This is a genomic window from Acidimicrobiales bacterium (genome assembly GCA_035533595.1).
Classification (GTDB): domain Bacteria; phylum Actinomycetota; class Acidimicrobiia; order Acidimicrobiales; family Bog-793; genus DATLTN01.
Genome location: DATLTN010000006.1, coordinates 52422 through 68523 on the forward strand (window position 1 = coordinate 52422; position 16102 = coordinate 68523).

Genomic DNA, 16102 nt, shown 5'->3' on the forward strand with positions numbered 1-16102 from the left:
GGTATGTCACAACCGCGGACCTCGCGCCCCGCGGACCGGGGTGCCCACTACGATCGCCTGCTCGTCGTGGTCGATTCCTCGTTGCAGGCGCCGTCGGGGGTCGCCACCCTCCCGCCCCCCGCGGTCGTCGGAGCTGCCGAGCAGCCCCCTCCCACCGGTCTCGCACGCCGTCTGCGGCTCCTCGGGATCGCCCTGCTGTTCGCTCTCGGCCTCTTCCTCCGGCTCTGGGCGCTCGGCCGCCAGCCGATCAACTCCGACGAGGCCGTGGTCGGGCTGATGGCGCACGAGATCCTGCACGGCCACTTCTTCGCCTTCTACTGGGGGCAGAGCTACGGCGGGGTTGAGCCCTACGCCGTGGCGCTCGTGTTCGCCGTGCTCGGCCAGTCGAGCTTCACGCTGGCGCTCACGCCGGTGCTCCTCGACGCGCTCACCGTCGTGCTCGTGGTGCTGCTCGGCCGCCGCCTCTTCTCGCTGCGCGTCGGGGTCGCGGCGGGGCTCCTCTACTGGCTGTGGTCCGAGACCTACATCTGGCAGTCGACCCTCGAGTACGGCTTCCGCTGGGCGGCCCTCGTCTGCGGCCTCGGCGCCAGCCTCTTGGCCCTGCGGGCGCTCGATCCGGGCGCGCCCCACCGCGGCTGGTCGGTCGCCGGCCTCGGCCTCCTCTCCGGCGTCGGATGGTGGGCGACGCCGGAGATCGCCTACTACCTCGTGCCCGTGGGGCTGCTGTTCGCCTACCGGCTGCTGCGGCGCGAGGCGGCGCTGCGCGCCGGCGCCCTCGCCCTCGGAGCGGGGGCCTTCGTCGTCGGCTCGCTCCCGTGGTGGTGGGCGAACCTGCGGAGCGGCTTCGCCTCGCTGCACGCCGGGGTGACCCCCGATCCGAGCTTCCTCAGCCACCTGAAGACCCTCGCCCAGCACGCCGTGCCGATGGTCCTCGGCCTGCAGCTCTGGTCCCCGACGAACGACCTCAACGGCAGCGGCCACTGGCTCTTCGGCGTCGCCGCCGGAGAGGCGATCGCCGTGGCGGTGGTGCTGGCCGGGCTCGTGTGGCTGCTCGCGCTCGCGAGAGGCGGGCGGGCGGCGCTGCTCGTGCTGTTCGCCCTCGCCTATCCCTTCCTGTTCGCCGCCTCGCCCTTCACCTACTACTGGCTGGACGGCCGGTACTCGCTCTTCCTGCCGCCGGTCGTCGCCCTGCTCGCGGCCGCGGGCGTGGCGGAGCTCGGCGGCCTGCTCGCCCGCCGAGGGCGCCCGCTGCTCGGTGGAGCGCTGCCGGCGCTCCTCCTCGTCGGCGCGCTGGCGCTCACGGGGTGGGCCCTCGACAGCCGCTCCCCGTACCCCGCGAACCACGTGCGGGGGTCGTCGTCGCGCAGCTGGACGACGTGGACGAGCGACCCGAGCAGCTACGTCGGCCGCCTCGCGAGCGAGCTCGAGGCCCGGCGGCAGCGCACCATGTACGCCGGCTACTGGGTGAGCTACGTCCTCGACCTCGAATCCCGGGGCGCGATCACCGCCTCGGACGCGCGGCTCGTCCGTTATCCGCCCTACCTCACGCGCGTCGAGAGCGACCCGAGGGCGGCCTGGCTCTTCGTCACCCCCGGCCACCGCAGCCTCGTCGCCCTGCACCTCGGCAACGCGCCGCTCCTCGATCCGGGCTGCGCGGCAGTCGGCAACCGCTGCCTCGACGCGCGCGAGCTCGGCATCTACCTGCAACGGCGGCGGATCGCCTACCGGAGCGTCACCCTCGGCGACTTCACCCTCGTCGAGCCGGCCCACCCGGTCGACCCGCAGGCGGTCTTCCGGTACTTCGCCATCATCTCGAAGGTGTCAGCTCCGTGAGCGGGCCGCAGGTACGCTTCCTCGCTCGGAGGACGTGATGAGCTTTGACCTGAACGCGCTGCTCGCGGAGCGGGCCGGCGAGAACCTCAAGCTCTACGGCCGTCACATCAACCCGCAGCTCGTGCGCGTGCTGCGCTCGATCGGCTTCGACCGCCAGTACGTGCGCGCCGAGGGCGCCTACCTCTACGACAACGAGGGGCGCCGCTACCTCGACTTCCTCGCCGGCTTCGGGGTCTTCGGCCTCGGCCGCGCCCACCCGGTCGTGAAAAAGGCGGTGCACGACGCGATCGACGCCGACCTCGCGAGCCTCGTGCAGATGGACGCGGCGCTGCTCCCCGGGCTCCTCGCCGAGGCGCTCCTCGCCCGCTGCGGCCCGCAGATGGGGAGGGTCTTCCTCACCAACTCGGGCGCCGAGGCGGTCGAGGCGGCGCTCAAGTTCGCGCGCTTCGCGACCAAGCGGAGCGGCGTCGTCTTCTGCGACCACGGCTTCCACGGCCTCACCTTCGGCGCGCTCAGCGCGAACGGCGGCGGCGAGTTCCGGCGCGGCTTCGGCCCGCTCCTCCCCGGCTTCCAGCAGGTGCCCTTCGGCGACATCGGCGCCCTCGAGCGGGCGCTCTCGCGCCGCGAGGTCGCGGCCTTCATCATCGAGCCGATCCAGGGCAAGGGGGTGAACGTCGCCCCGCTCGCCTACTGGGACGCCGTGCAGGAGCTGTGCCGCAAGTACGGGACGCTGCTCGTCGTCGACGAGGTGCAGACCGGCCTCGGCCGCACCGGGAAGCTCTGGGCGCACGAGCACTACGGCCTCGTCCCGGACATCCTCACCGTCTCCAAGGCGCTCTCGGGCGGCTACGTCCCGGTCGGCGCGATGCTCTGCTCGACGGCCACCTCCGACGCGGTCTACTCCTCGATGGAGCGGGCGCTCGTCCACTCCTCGACCTTCAAGGGCAATGCCCTCGCGATGGCCGCCGCGCTCGCGACCCTCTCGGTGATCGACGACGAGGACCTCATCGACCGGGCGCGGCAATCGGGTGACGCCCTCGGCAAGGCGCTCGATCCCCTCGTCGAGCGCTACGAGTTCTTCCACGAGGTGCGCGGCCAGGGGCTGATGATCGGCCTCGTCTTCGGGGAGCCGAAGTCGTTCCGCATGCGCTCGCGCTTCAAGCTCCTCGAGGCGATGCACAAGGGGCTCTTCTCCCAGCTCGTGGTGGGGCCGCTCTTCCAGCGCCACGGGATCCTCACCCAGGTCGCGGGCGACCAGATGAACGTCGTGAAGCTGCTCCCGCCGCTCGTGATCGGCCACGAGGAGGTCGAGTACTTCGTCGAGTCGCTCGACGAGGTCCTCGCCGACGCGCACCGAAACGCCCTCGTCTTCGAGTTCGGCAAGACCCTCGCCAAGGCCGCGCTCGGGCGCGACCGCTGACCCGCACTCCCGGCGCGCCACGGCGCGCCCTCTTGCCGATCGCGCTCGCCACCCTGGCGGCGGCGCTCTGCGCCTGCTCGTCCCCCGCCCCCCAGGCGGCCACGACGACCACCACCGTGCCGCCGACGACGTTGCCGGTGCCGGTCACGCTCACGGGCACGAGCCCGCAGGGCTCCTACGCCTCGCTCGGCCCGATCGAGCGCATTCCCGCCCCCATCCTCGCGAAGGGCACCGCCGCGCCGCCCGCGAGCGAGCCGCTCCTCCCGTACTCGGCGGGGAGCGTGCGCGTCGGCTTCCGCCAGTTCGGCTCGGGGCCGGCGCTGCTGCTCGTGATGGGCCAGCACGGCACGATGACGTGGTGGGACCCGCAGCTGCTCACCGACCTCGCCGCGCACTTCACGGTGACGATCTTCGACCTCCCCGGCGCCGGCTACTCGGCGGCCCTCGCTGGTTCGCCGACCGTCGAGTCCTACGCGGACGTCGCCGCCGGGCTCGTCTACTCCCTGCAGCTCAAAAAGCCAGTGGCGCTCGGCTGGGGCCTCGGGGGCGCGGTCGTGCTCGCGCTCGCCGAGCGCCACCCGTCGAGCGTCGGCCGCCTCGTGCTCGTCGACTCGATGGTCGGCGGCAGCCGCGCCCTCGGCGTGCCGCCCGCTGCGGCGGCCGTCTTGGCCTCGCCAACGGTGACGGCGGGCACCGTCGCGAGCCTGATGTTCCCCGCGACCGAGCCGGGTGCCCGCCAGGCGTGGCTCGCCCGCGTCTTCCAGGTCTCCCCGGACGACATCGTCGCGAGCGGCGTGCGCTCCGAGGCGAGCGCCGCGGCGTCCTTGGCGGGTGACCGGGCGCTCGGGGCGGGGCTCGGCGGGATCCGCTCCGCCGCCCTCGTGATCGACGGCCTCGCCGACGGCGTGGTCCCCGCGGCGGACTCGACCCGCCTCGCGATGCTCTTGCCGAAGCGCAAGCTCGACCTCGTCGCGGGCGGCGGCTACGCGGTGCTCGCCGAGGACGAGGGCGCCCTCGTGAGCGCGATCGTGACCTTCGCGCAGTCGGGCTGATCAGCGGGCCCGCTGCGCCCGCCACCAGGAGCGGTCGATCTCCTCCTCGGCGACCTTGCCGTAGCGGGCGCGGGCGTGGGCGACGAACTCGTCGGGGAGGCGCACCCCGTGCTCCTCGACGTAGTGGGCGAGGCCGTCGGGCCACAGCCATTCGCCGTCGGTGAGCTCCTCGCGCCCGTTCTCGATGCCGCACAGGCGGCAGGTCGAGCTCCCCCAGAAGCGTCGGGCGAAGGCGCCCGAGCGCAGGTAGGCGACGGTGAGGGCGCGCTCCGCGGCCTCCCAGTCGGGGTCGATCCACCGCAGGACGTCGGGCCAGTCGTAGGTGAAGTCGTTCCGCCAGTAGCCGATCAGGCGGAGGCGGCGCGGCACCGCGACATTCTCGCCGGGGCCGGCGGCGGGCGCGGTCCATAATTCTCGGACGCGGGTGTGGCGAAACTGGCAGACGCGCCGGGTTTAGGTCCCGGTCCCTTCGGGGGTGAGAGTTCGAGTCTCTCCGCCCGCACCGATCCATGACGGGCTGCGTGGGCTGTCGAGACCCCGGGAGCGCCGACGGACACTCGTCAGCGGTCCCCCCGAGGAGGCGTGTTGCGGTGCTCGCCAGGTCGGCTCATAGTGCAGAGGTGATCGGCGGAAGGATCCAGCGGGGGACGGGGGATCGGGCGGACCGGCCGCCGCGCCAGTCCGCCCTCGCGCGGCGTCTCAGTGACCTCGGCGAGCTCCTGCGCTGCGTCCTCGTGGCCGCGGGACGCCAGGACGGGCGCCTCCGTTCGGTGCAGCCGGATCCGATCGTCGCCGAGCGCTTCCGCGCCGCGCTGGACCGGTACTGGGTGAACGAGTGGGTCCGTCAGCTCGAGATGCGGGCGCCGTGCGAGGAGCCCGAGCCACCGACCGCGCAGTAGGCGTCGGCGCGGGCCCCCGGCCTTGTCGTGGCCCGTGTCGATCGGTAGGGTGAGCTGGGCATTCGCGTGGGTGCCGCGCCGCGTACGTGCGGTCGACCGCCACCTCTCGGCTCCGCGGAGCCCGGGGCTGGCAGGGTCCTCCCCGCAGCCTTCGAGCGAACCACGGGAGGGGCAATGGCAGCGCCAGTCAGGATGGGGATCATCGGCTTCGGGCTGGCCACGGGGCCCGTCGTCGGGCCGCTCGAGGCCGGCGGCCGCTACGAGGTCGTCGGCTGCGCCGACCCCGACCCGCTCTCGCGCTCCCGCTTCGTCGAGCGCTTCTCCGCCCCTGCCTACGAGTCCGCGGCGGAGCTCTTCGAGAAGGGGGACCTCGACGCCGTGTACATCGCCACGCCGACCCGCCTGCACGAGGAGCTCACCCAGCTCGCCTTCGTCCGCGGCGTGCACGTCCTCGTGGAGAAGCCGATCGCGACCTCGATCGAGGCCGCCGAGCGGATGATCGACGCTGCGGCCTCGGCGGGGTGCGTGCTGATGGTGAACCACAAGCACAGCGCCGACCGCGACGTGCTCGGCATGTGGCAGCTCACCAAGGACTCGGGCCTCGGGCGCGTGCGGGCGGTGCACCGCTGGCACTTCAGCGACTGGTTCTACCGGCCACGCGCCGAGGACGAGCGGGACCCCGAGGCCGGCGGCGTGGTGCTCCGCCAGGGCGCGCACGAGTTCGACATGCTGCGCCTGCTGCTCCCCTCCTCGCCGGTGCGCCTGCACGGCACGACCGGTGACTACGACCCTGAGCGGCCCGGCGAGGGCGCCTACCACGCCTTCATCGAGTGCGAGGACGGGACGGTCGTGACCTCGATCTACAACGGCTACGACCACTTCCAGTCCGAGGAGTTCACGAGCGGCCTGATCGAGCCGACGGACATCGGCGTCTCCCGCCGCCGACTGAAGGGCGAGGCGCACGACGCCACCGCGGAGTACGACATGAAGCGCAACCTCGGCCACCCCCGCGGCGCCAGCTTCACGAGCGGCGTCTACGGCTTCACGCTGATGAACTGCGACGAAGGCGACCTGCGGCCCGCGCCGCGCGGCGCCGTCCTGCTCTACGGGGAGGAGGGGCGGCGCGCCCTTTACGCCGAGGGCCCGACCGGCACCGAGGTGATCGTCGACGAGCTCTACCACGCGATCACCGACAAGGCCCCGGCGCTGCACGACGGGAGCTGGGGGATCGCCTGCCTCGAGCTGTGCCTCGCGATCCGCGCCTCGGAGCAGGCGGGGGGGCCGGTGAAGCTCACCCACCAGGGGAGCGTCGACCCCGAGCTCGCGACGCGGGTCCTCGGCGACCGGGTGATGACGCCGGTCGCCGACTGAGGCCCCAGGCCCGCGGCCGGCCGTTCGCGGAGGCGCCGCCGGCGAGAGGACCATCGGCGGGTCTTGGTAGCCTCGGTCCCATGAGCAACGACCTCCGCATCGCCGACGTCCTCGCGCGTTCCTCGGGTGGCGACCCCGGTACCTTCGAGATCTACCAGCGGCTGCTGCGGGAGCGCATCGTCTTCCTCGGCACCCAGGTGGACCAGGCGACGGCGAACCTCATCTGCGCGCAGCTGCTGCTGCTCGAGTCCGAGGAGCCCGACCGCGACATCTCGCTGTACATCAACTCGCCGGGCGGCTCGGTGACCGACGGCCTCGCGATCTACGACACGATGCAGTACGTCCGCTGCGACGTCTCGACCATCTGCCTCGGCCTCGCGGCTTCGATGGGCCAGTTCCTGCTGTGCTCGGGCGCCCCCGGCAAGCGCTACGCGCTGCCGCACTCGCGGATCCTCATGCACCAGCCCTCGGGGCAGATGCAGGGTCAGGCGGCGGACATCGCGATCCAGGCGGAGCAGATCATCTACCTGAAGCGGATGATGGCCGAGCGGATCTCCTTCCACACCGGCCAGCCGGTGGAGCGGATCGAGGCGGACTCGGACCGCGACCGCTGGTTCACCGCCGAGGAGGCCAAGGAGTACGGCTTCATCGACCAGGTGATCGACCGCTCGACGATGATGCCCTCGGCGATCTCGACGTCATAGCCGGGCCGTCCGGCGCCGCGGGTCGCTCGCGCGTCACCCGCACCCACCTCGCGCCCCTCGGGGTCGGCGTTCAGCCGCGCGCGAAGGGGGCGTTCGCCACGCCGCTGTGCGCCGGGCCGCCCCGCCACTCGGGCCACGGGGGGGCGACCGCGGGGGCTGCGGGCAGCGGGTAGTCGATGAGCCGGCCGATCTGGTTGACCTGCCTCGGCCCGCCACAGCTCTCGAAGAGGTGCCAGCCCGAGGCCGGCCCGCTGCCGGCGACGTCGGCGACGACGACGGAGTTCTGGTCCGAGCAGGTGTTGATCGGGGCCGCCTCGCTCGCCTGGAACATGAACGAGCCGTCTACCCCAGAGAGCGCGTAGAGCCCCGCGGAGGAGCCGACGACGACGTCGTTCACGCCGCTCCCGGTGAGGTCGGCGAGCACCGGCGAGGAGAAGTCGTTCGCCCCGGCGAGCTGCTCGGACCACAGCAGGCGCCCTCTCCCGGTGTACGCGTAGACGACCGACGAGCCGATGCCCTGACCGGCGCAGCTGAGGCACCAAGAGGTGTCGACGACCGCGGGCTCGGTCCCCCCGGGGAGGAGCCCGATCGCCGGCGAGCCGAAGGTCGGCCCCGCGGTGCGCACCGGCCAGCCGGGCACGCGCTTGCCGCTTCTCGCGTAGTAGGCGTAGAGGCGGTTGCTCCCCGGCAGGTAGGGCGGGGTCTCCCCGAATCCGGTGCCCACGACGACGATCGGGTTGCCGGTGGCGTTGATCGCTCCGACCGCGGGGCTCGACCAGATCGTCTGGGTCTCGCAGTGCTGCCAGATGACGCGGGGCGCACCGTCGCGGTAGCTGAAGTCGTAGACGAAGCCCCCGAAGCAGCGCTGCTTCCCCGAGCCGTCTCCGCCGATGAAGATGTCCTCCTGGCGCTTCTTGCCGCGGACGTGGTGCAGCGCCGGTGACGACCAGATCGTGTCCTCGGTGTCGACGGGGAAGCCGCGCACGAGCTTGCCGTTCGGGCGGAGCGCGTAGAGGTGGTGGTCATAGGAGCCGAAGACGATCGAGAGCCTCCCGTCGCCGGTGATGTCGCCGACCGCCGGGGTGGAGAAGACCGCCTCGTCGTAGCCGTCGGGGCCGGGGCGACTGTTGCCGGACCACTCGTTGTAGACGTCCATGGTGTGGAAGGTGAAGCGCACCTGCCCGTCGGCGCGGAAGGCGACGAGGCCGCCGTGCTGCTGGGCGACGTAGGTCGACCCCGCGCCGACGATGATCGAGGGCGGGTGGTCCGGGCCGTCGAGGTAGGCGACCGTGGGGCTCGACTCGATGGCCGAGGGCACCCCCGGTGCCAGCTCCACGGGCTCCGGCCAGCCCGGCAGGGGGAGGCCCGTGGTCGCGTCGACGACGTTCAGGTAGCCGTTCTCCGAGGCGAAGACCACGGCGCTCACGCCGTCGATCGTCGCCACGGTGGGCGAGGAGAGCGCCACCGGGCCGGCGGTGTCGGACCAGAGGGGCTGTGGGAAGCCCCCGGTCCCCGCGGCGGCGCCCGCAGCGGTGGGGAGGAGCGCTGCGAGGAGGGTCGCGAGGCCGACGAGCGCGGTGGAGGCGGAGGTGGCGCGCGCCCCCATGCGGGCCGACACCTTGCCTCCCGCCACGGGCCAACCTTACGCAGCGCCCCAGCGCCCCGGCACTTCGGCGCGGGGCCACGTCAGTAGGATCTCGCCATCGTGGCGAGCGTGCGGGGCGGGGACGACGGCGGCGCGGGCGCGCCGCTCGTCTTCGTGACCCCGCGCTACGGACCCGGCGTCGTCGGCGGCTCCGAGGCGGTGGTCGCCGAGGCGGCGCGCGGCCTCGCGGCGCGGGGGCACCGCGTCGAGATCCTCACCACCTGCGCGAAGAGCCACTACAGCTGGGCCAACGAGTTCGAGGCGGGCTCGTTCGTGGAGCACGGCGTCACGGTGCGGCGCTTCGCCACGGTGGCGGCGCGCTCGCGGGTGGCGGCCGGCGAGCTCGAGCGGCGCGTGCAGCGCTCGGAGCACCTCAGCGCCGGGGAGGAGGTCGCCTGGGTGAACGGGCGCTTCCGCGTCCCCGACCTCTACCTCCATCTCGTCGCGCACGCCGCGAGCTACCGGGCGATCGTGCTCTCCCCGTACCTGTTCTGGTCGACGATCTACGGGGCCGACGTCGCCCCCGAGCGCACGATCGTCATGCCCTGCCTGCACGACGAGCCCTACGCCTGGCTCGAGATCGTGCGCGAGACCCTCTCCAAAGTGGCGGGCCTCTGGTTCCTCTCCGAGCCCGAGCACCAGCTCACCCACCGGGTCGCCCCCGCGCTCGCGCCCCGCCACGCGGTGGTCGGCGCCGCGGTGGAGATCCCCGAGCGCTACGACCCCGCCGGCTTCAAGGCCCGTCACGGCCTCGAACGCCCCTTCATCTTCTACGCCGGCCGACGTGAGCAGGGGAAGGGCTGGCGGGACCTGCTCGCCGCCTACGCCTCCGCGGTGGCGCGCGACGCGGCGACCTTTGACCTCGTCACCGTGGGCGCGGGGGCGCCGGAGATCCCCGAGGGCCTCGCCGGGAGGGTCGTCGACCTCGGCTACCTCGAGACCGAGGAGCTGCCGAACGCCTTCGCCGCCGCCGAGGCGCTCGTGCAGCCGAGCACCAACGAGAGCTTCTCCCGGACCCTCATGGAGGCCTGGCTCGCCGGCACGCCGGTGATCGCGAACGCCGCCGGGGAGGTGGTCGCCTGGCACTGCGAGCGCTCCGGTGGCGGCCTCACCTATGCCGACGAGAGCGAGTTCGCGCACTGCCTGCGCTTTGTCGCCGAGGCGCCGAAGGCCGCGGCGGCGCTCGCCGCGAAGGGCCGCGAGTACGTGCTCGAGCACTACCGGTGGGAGGTCGTCCTCGACGCGATGGAGCAGTTCCTCGAGGACTTCCCGAGGCGATGAGCCGCGTCCTCGTGGTCGGCACCGTGCCGCCGCCGGGCGGCGCGGCGGCGCGACGCCTGGCGGTGGTCGCCGCCGGCCGCCTCGCCGACGGTGACGAGGTCACCGTGCTCTCGCCGGACCCGCGCAGCGCCGCGCACCGCAGCGGTTCGCTGACGGGCTTTGCGCTCGTGGCGCAGCTCGCCTGGCGGTCGCGGCGCCACGACGTCCTCGAGCTGCGGATCGAGCCCTCGCTCCCGCTCGCCCCCGACAGCGGTCGGGCGCTGCGCACCGCCGTGCTCCTCGCGCTCGGCGTCGTGCTCGGCCGCTATGCGAGCGTGACGCTGCGCCTCGACAGCCCCGTCCCGATCCCGGGCGGCGTCGGCGGGCGCGCCACCACGACGCTGTGGGCCGCTGTCGACACCGTCGTCGTGCAGCGCGAGGAGGACCGCGCCCTGCTCGCCCAAGTGCCCGGGCTCTCGGCCGAGCAGATCGTCCTCGAGCCGCCAGCCGAGGAGGCGGTCGCCGCGGCGGTGCGGCGCTGGCCGACGGCGACCGACTCGGGGTTGCGGTCCGAGGCGCAGGACGAGATCCGCCGCTCCGCCGCCGAGGAGCGCTCGCTCCTCGCGGCGCGACGCGAGATCGGCACCCCCCTTCCCCGGGCCGGCTCCGCCTTCTCCGAGCACGTGCGGGTGCGCGCGAGCCTGCCGGGCCTCGCCCACGCCGCGCTCGGCCTCTCGCGGCGCGGCGCCGCGGGCATCGTCCGCCGTCAGCGGGCGCTGCGCACGGGGAGCCGCTCGAGGTAGGAGAGGAGCGCCCGCGCGCTGGCGGCGAAGGAGCGTTGGCGGGCCGCCTCGCGTCCCGCGGCGGCGAGGGAGGCGCGCTCGGTCCCGTCGAGGAGGAGCGCGGCGAGGAGCGCGGCGAGGGACTCCGGTGTGCAGCCCGCCTCGACCGTGGCGAGGGAGTCGGTGGGGAGGTCGCGGACGAAGCCGCTCCGGGTCGCGACCGTCGGCACCCCCGCCGCGAGGCACTCCCCGATGGCCGCGGAGGCCTCGCCGTTGAAGGCGGCGCGCAGCTGCACGGCGAGGTCGGCGCGGGCCAGCCAGCTGCGGTAGCGCGCGGCCGGGAGCGGGCCGGTGAGCACGAGCGCCTCGCCGAGGTCGAGCGTGCGCGCGAGGCCCTCGAGCTCGGCTGCGAGCGCGTCGGAGACAGGCCCCACGAGCGCGACGTGAAGGTCGGGCAGCCGTTGTTGCAGCAGCGCTGCGGCCGCGAGCAGCAGCTCGGGGCACTTCGCGGGGTCGACGATCCCGAAGCTCGCGAGCAGCGGGCCGCCCGCGAGCAAGGACGGGTCGGCCCCCCACAGCGCCCCGGCGGGGCCGAGCGCCTCCGGACGTGCGACCTCCTCCTCGGCGAACAGCCCCTCGCGCTCGTCGACCGCGCCGAGGGCGAAGGGGAGGACGGCGATCTTCGCGGCGTCGCGCCCGAGGGCGTCCTCCCGGGCGAGCGCGGCCGCGGAGGAAGAGCTCACGAGGAAGGCGCTCGAGCGGGCGATCACCTCGCGCGCCATCAGCAGGCCGTACCGCTCGAGGTGCTCGCGGGTGAGCTCGCCGTTCGCCCCCGCCTCGGCAGGCAGGCCCGGGTAGAGGCGGTGGAGGGCGGCGGCGAAGCCGCCCGGGCGCAGCCCCGGGTCGCCGTGCGCATGGCGGTAGAGGTTGGAGAGGCGGACGTCGTGGGCGAGGACGACGCCCGGCCGCGCCGCGAGGAGCGCGTGCGCGTCGAGGTGGTGGTGGCTGTTCCCGATCGCGTAGAGCACCTCGTCGTAGCGGCCCTTCAGCGCCTCCACGCGGCCGAGCGCGCGCGCCGCGTACTGCTCGACACCGGCGGGCGCCCGCCCCTTGCGGCCGCCGTCGACGAAGAGGTCGACCTCCACCTTCTCGCTGGCGACGAGCGCCTCGACGAGGTTGAGGCTGTAGCCGGCGACGCCGGTCGCTGCGGGAGGGACAGGGGTCACGAGCGCCAGCCGGGGGCGGCGGCGGAGGCCGCTCGGGCGCGCCCGTGGCCGCGCCGAGGACCTCGCGAGCGCCGCGAGGTGCGAGACGGCGCGCGTCGCCACCTCGTGCCAGCCCGGCAGCGCCGCCGCGGGTGCCGGCGCGTCGAGCGCTCCGGCGATCGCGGTGGCGATCGCCGAGACGTCGCGTGGGTCGAAGCGCCGGTCCGGGGGGACCAGCTCGTCGAGTGCGGGGACATCCGAGGCGATGACGGGGGTCCGACAGGCGAGCGCCTCGACGACGGGCAGGCCGTAGCCCTCGGCGAGCGAGGGGACGCAGACGAGCTCGGCCGCCTGGTAGCAGGCGCAGAGCGTCTCGTCGTCGAGGTAGCCGGGGAGGACGAGGCGCTCGGCGATCCCGAGGCCCTCCGCGAGATGGCGGTAGTGGTGGACGGTCGGGGCGTCGAGCTCGGCGCTCAGCACGAGCTGCAGCCACGGGCCGCCCGCCGTGGCGGCGGCGAAGGCGGCGATCATCGCCTCGTTGTTCTTTCGCGGATGCGAGCCCGACGGGCAGAACAGGTACGGCCCCGAGAGGCCGAGCGGGCCGAGGCGCCCCTCGACGAGCTGGCGCGAGCGCTCGCGCACCGCGGGCGGGGCGAAGCGGGGGTGCGGCGCCGCGCCGACTTCGGCGACGCGCGCCGCGGGGATCCCGAGCACCTCGACGAGCTGGCGTCGCACCGCCGCGGACAGGACCTGCAGCCCGGCGGCGACGTGCAGCAGTTCCAGGCGGGCGCGGTAGCGACGGCGCTCGACGGCGTCGACGATCGCCGCGCTCGGCTCGACGAGGGGGATGAGGTCGTAGACGGTGGCGGAGAGGGCGATCCCCCGCGAGTCGCACTCGGCCGGCCAGAGCTCGCCGAGGCGGAGTTCGAGGTCGAGTGGAGAGAGGAGGTGCAGGACCCGGCAGCCCTCGGGCAGCTGTCGGGAGTAGCTGAGCTTCCCGCTGGCGACGAGCGCCTCCGCGGCCGCGGGAGGCGGGAGGCGGGGGTTGAGGAGGTAGGCGCCGACGAGGCTCGGGTCGATCTCCTCGATGGCGAGGGCGAGCTGCTCGGCGTAGCGGCCGATGCCCCGCCCCCGCGACATCGGGCTCTGCAGCGCCTGCAGGTCGATGGCGACCGGGCCGCCGCCGCGTGCGGTCGCGTTCAGACGGAAGGGACCCCGCGCTCGGAGGCCTCTTGCGGGATGCCTGCGTACTCCTCGAGGAGGTCGAGGCGATCGGCCGTCGACCGCAGGAGCCGCCCCGTGAGCTCGACGCTCTCGGCGTCTGCCTGACTCATCGCCTCGAGCATCCTGCGGATCTCGGCGAGCTCGTGGCGGACCTCGTCGAGGCGCTCCCCGACGCGGCGCTCGAGATCACGGCTCTGGTCCTCGACGGCGACGACCCGCCCGGGGAGCCCGACGGCGGTGCCCGTCTTGTGAAGGAGGCGGCGGAGGCTCGGCACTGCGGCGTCATGCTACCGGCGGCCGGCCGCCGCGATCTGGGAGAACGCCACCGCTAGGATTTCCTCTGGTGGGCCAACCGCTAACGACGCGCCGCAGCTGGCGTGCCGCTCGCGGCCCGGCCAGGGCGCGTTTTCCCGCCGCCCCCGACGCGTTCCCTCGAAAGGGCAGGTAGACGATGGCGACGGTGAGTGACACCTCGTCATCCGCGGTCGCGGAGGAGCCGGGCCACCCCGAGCCCGGTTCGGTGGCGCGATTGAGCTTCGAGGCGCGGCCACCGTTGCAGGCCCGGACGGTGTCGGCGCGCGTCAGCCTGCGGACGCGCCTGCGCGAGATCGTGGGCGCCCGCGAGCTCCTGGTCTTCCTCGTCCGCAAGGAGCTGAAGGTCAAGTACAAGGGCAGCGTGCTCGGCCTCTTGTGGTCGATGCTCAACCCCGCGGTGACGCTGCTCGTCTACTACGTGGTCTTCAAGTACTTCCTGAAGGCCTCCGCACCGAGCTTCGCCCTCTACCTGTTCTCGGGGATGATCGTCTGGAACTTCTTCCTCACCGCGCTCATCGGCGCCGCCTCGACGATCGTCGCCAATGCGGGGATCGTGAAGAAGGTCTCCTTTCCTCGCGAGATCCTCGCCCTCGCGCAGATCGGCACTTCGGGGATGTTCTTCCTCTTCCAGTCGGTGGTGCTGGTGATCTTCCTCGTCGGCTTCCAGTACACGCCGGCCTGGGGGTGGATGCCGCTCATCCCCTTCGCCCTCGTCGACCTGTTGCTGTTCACCTCGGCGCTCGCGATCTTCCTCTCTGCGGTGAACGTCTACCTGCGCGACATCGAGCACCTCGTCGCGGTGCTGCTGAACGCCTGGTTCTGGGGCGTCCCGATCATCTACAGCTTCAACCAGGTCTACGGCCACAAGAGCCTGCACTGGCTCGGCGAGCTCTACCTCTTCGATCCGATGACGGTGATCATCCTCACCTTCCAGCGGGCGATCTACGGCAAGGTGAGCTACCGGACCTACGACGCCGCGACGCACACCTTCAAGACGACCGTGTGGCTCGCGAACTACCCCTACCATTTCTATTTGTTCATGCTCGGATGTGTGCTCGTCGCCTCCGTGCTCCTCCTCCTCGGGGCGATGCTCGTATTCGGCCGCATCGAGGGGAACTTCGCCGAGGAGCTGTGAGCCCCCAATGAACGCCGCTGTAGAGATCGACAACGTCTCCAAGCGCTTCCGCCTCTACCACGAGAAGTACGCCTCTTTGAAAGAGCGGGTGGTGCACGCCGGGCACGTCCCCTACGAGGAGTTCTGGGCGCTGCGCAACGTCTCCGCGGAGATCCCCGCGGGCCACACCGTCGGCATCCTCGGCCGCAACGGCTCGGGGAAGTCGACGCTGTTGAAGTGCGTCGCCGGCATCCTGCAGCCGACGGAGGGCAAGGTCGTCGTGCGCGGCCAGCTGGCCGCGATGCTCGAGCTCGGCGCGGGCTTCCAGCCCGAGCTCTCCGGGAGGGACAACGTCTACCTGAACGGCTCGCTCCTCGGTTTCTCGCGTCGCGAGATCGCGAAGCGCTTCGACGCGATCGTGGAGTTCGCGGAGCTCGACCAGTTCATCGACAACCAGGTGAAGTACTACTCGTCGGGGATGTACGTGCGCCTCGGCTTCGCCGTGGCGGTGAACGTCGAGCCCGACGTGCTCCTCGTCGACGAGGTCCTCGCCGTCGGCGATGAGCGCTTCCAGCAGAAGTGCCTCGACCGGGTGGCGCAGTTCCAGCGCGACGGGCGCACGATCATCGTCGTCTCGCACGCGCCCGACACGCTCCGCCGCATCTGTGAGGAGATCCTCGTGATCGACCACGGAGAAGTGGTCACCCTCGCCAACCCCGGTGAGGCGATTCGCGCCTTCCGGGAGCGGATGATCGGGTCCGGTATGCAGGCGCCGGAGCCGATCGAGGTGGACCCCGAGACGGGCCCCGTGCCCGTCGTCGAGTCGGCGCGTCGGGTGCGACTCACGGAGACCACGATCGAGTACCCCGGGAGCGGGGAGCGCCCCTACCTCGTCTCGGGGGAGCCGCTCACCGTACGGGTCGGCCTCGAGGTGAACGAGCCGCTCTCGGGCGGGCAGCTCTCGATCACCGTCCTCAACGAGCGCAACGACGTGGTCTTCGCAGAGCTCCTCGACGCCGCGACCGGCGGCGTGCAGCTCGACAAGGGCCTCGGCAGCGCCGCCTTCATCTTCGACGCCGTCACCCTCCTCGACGGCCGCTTCGTCGTGAACATCGATGTGCGCGACGCGGGCGGCGTCGTCCTCGACGTCTCCGAGCCGGCCACCTACTTCGAGGTGATGAACCCCGGCCGTGCGACGGGCATCGTCGCGCTGCCGATGCGCCTCGAGGTGACGCCCCCGTGAGGCCGAGCGCCGGGGCCGCCCCCTGGAGCTGACGG

General features: G+C 72.9%; 14 protein-coding genes and 1 tRNA gene. 11 read left to right on the plus strand and 4 right to left on the minus strand.

Features of this window, described 5'->3' with window-relative positions; genetic code table 11:
* Window positions 1–3 precede the first annotated feature (3 nt).
* The 3 genes from VNF07_01500 to VNF07_01510 are packed head-to-tail and all read left to right on the plus strand — an operon-like array spanning window position 4 to window position 4305.
* A complete protein-coding gene (locus tag VNF07_01500; protein HVB04912.1) occupies window positions 4–1833 on the plus strand; it encodes a glycosyltransferase family 39 protein in 1830 nt (609 codons plus the stop codon).
* Between the two features lie 37 nt (window positions 1834–1870).
* Window positions 1871–3253, plus strand: coding sequence for an aminotransferase class III-fold pyridoxal phosphate-dependent enzyme (locus VNF07_01505; GenBank protein HVB04913.1), 1383 nt, complete (start codon window positions 1871–1873; stop codon window positions 3251–3253).
* Between the two features lie 32 nt (window positions 3254–3285).
* Window positions 3286–4305: an alpha/beta hydrolase gene (locus tag VNF07_01510; protein HVB04914.1), complete on the plus strand. Its 1020-nt coding sequence runs from the start codon at window positions 3286–3288 to the stop codon at window positions 4303–4305.
* On the opposite strand, the gene VNF07_01515 is transcribed toward VNF07_01510, so the two are convergent.
* Window positions 4306–4674: a hypothetical protein gene (locus VNF07_01515; GenBank protein HVB04915.1), complete on the minus strand. Its 369-nt coding sequence runs from the start codon at window positions 4672–4674 to the stop codon at window positions 4306–4308.
* A 51-nt stretch (window positions 4675–4725) separates the two neighbouring features.
* On the opposite strand from VNF07_01515, the gene VNF07_01520 reads away from it, so the two are divergent.
* The 4 genes from VNF07_01520 to VNF07_01535 all read left to right on the plus strand — a co-directional run bounded on the left by VNF07_01520 (window position 4726) and on the right by VNF07_01535 (window position 7279).
* Window positions 4726–4807 (plus strand) — tRNA-Leu (locus VNF07_01520).
* Between the two features lie 118 nt (window positions 4808–4925).
* Complete coding sequence (locus tag VNF07_01525; GenBank protein ID HVB04916.1) at window positions 4926–5204, plus strand: hypothetical protein; 279 nt, start codon at window positions 4926–4928, stop codon at window positions 5202–5204.
* A gap of 174 nt (window positions 5205–5378) precedes the next feature.
* The gene (locus VNF07_01530; protein ID HVB04917.1) at window positions 5379–6575 is read left to right on the plus strand and encodes a Gfo/Idh/MocA family oxidoreductase; all 1197 of its coding nucleotides are present in this window, start codon (window positions 5379–5381) and stop codon (window positions 6573–6575) included.
* Window positions 6576–6655: 80 nt separating this feature from the next.
* A complete protein-coding gene (locus VNF07_01535; GenBank protein ID HVB04918.1) occupies window positions 6656–7279 on the plus strand; it encodes an ATP-dependent Clp protease proteolytic subunit in 624 nt (207 codons plus the stop codon).
* A gap of 70 nt (window positions 7280–7349) precedes the next feature.
* Here the strand turns inward: VNF07_01535 and VNF07_01540 are convergent, their stop codons facing one another.
* Window positions 7350–8912 (minus strand): hypothetical protein, encoded by a 1563-nt coding sequence (locus VNF07_01540; GenBank protein HVB04919.1) that lies wholly within the window; start codon window positions 8910–8912, stop codon window positions 7350–7352.
* A 72-nt stretch (window positions 8913–8984) separates the two neighbouring features.
* Here VNF07_01540 and VNF07_01545 point away from each other — a divergent pair, with 72 nt between their 5' ends.
* Window positions 8985–10205: a glycosyltransferase family 4 protein gene (locus VNF07_01545; GenBank protein ID HVB04920.1), complete on the plus strand. Its 1221-nt coding sequence runs from the start codon at window positions 8985–8987 to the stop codon at window positions 10203–10205.
* A complete protein-coding gene (locus tag VNF07_01550; protein ID HVB04921.1) occupies window positions 10202–10987 on the plus strand; it encodes a hypothetical protein in 786 nt (261 codons plus the stop codon). Before VNF07_01545 ends, VNF07_01550 begins: the two co-directional genes overlap by 4 nt.
* On the opposite strand, the gene VNF07_01555 is transcribed toward VNF07_01550, so the two are convergent.
* Window positions 10951–13311 (minus strand): glycosyltransferase, encoded by a 2361-nt coding sequence (locus tag VNF07_01555; protein ID HVB04922.1) that lies wholly within the window; start codon window positions 13309–13311, stop codon window positions 10951–10953. The two genes, VNF07_01550 and VNF07_01555, sit on opposite strands and share 37 nt — an antisense overlap.
* A 59-nt stretch (window positions 13312–13370) precedes the next feature.
* The gene (locus tag VNF07_01560; GenBank protein ID HVB04923.1) at window positions 13371–13670 is read right to left on the minus strand and encodes a hypothetical protein; all 300 of its coding nucleotides are present in this window, start codon (window positions 13668–13670) and stop codon (window positions 13371–13373) included.
* Between the two features lie 185 nt (window positions 13671–13855).
* On the opposite strand from VNF07_01560, the gene VNF07_01565 reads away from it, so the two are divergent.
* Together VNF07_01565 and VNF07_01570 are read left to right on the plus strand one after the other, a co-directional pair.
* A complete protein-coding gene (locus tag VNF07_01565; GenBank protein HVB04924.1) occupies window positions 13856–14845 on the plus strand; it encodes an ABC transporter permease in 990 nt (329 codons plus the stop codon).
* A gap of 7 nt (window positions 14846–14852) precedes the next feature.
* Window positions 14853–16067, plus strand: coding sequence for an ABC transporter ATP-binding protein (locus VNF07_01570; protein HVB04925.1), 1215 nt, complete (start codon window positions 14853–14855; stop codon window positions 16065–16067).
* Window positions 16068–16102: the final 35 nt, after the last annotated feature.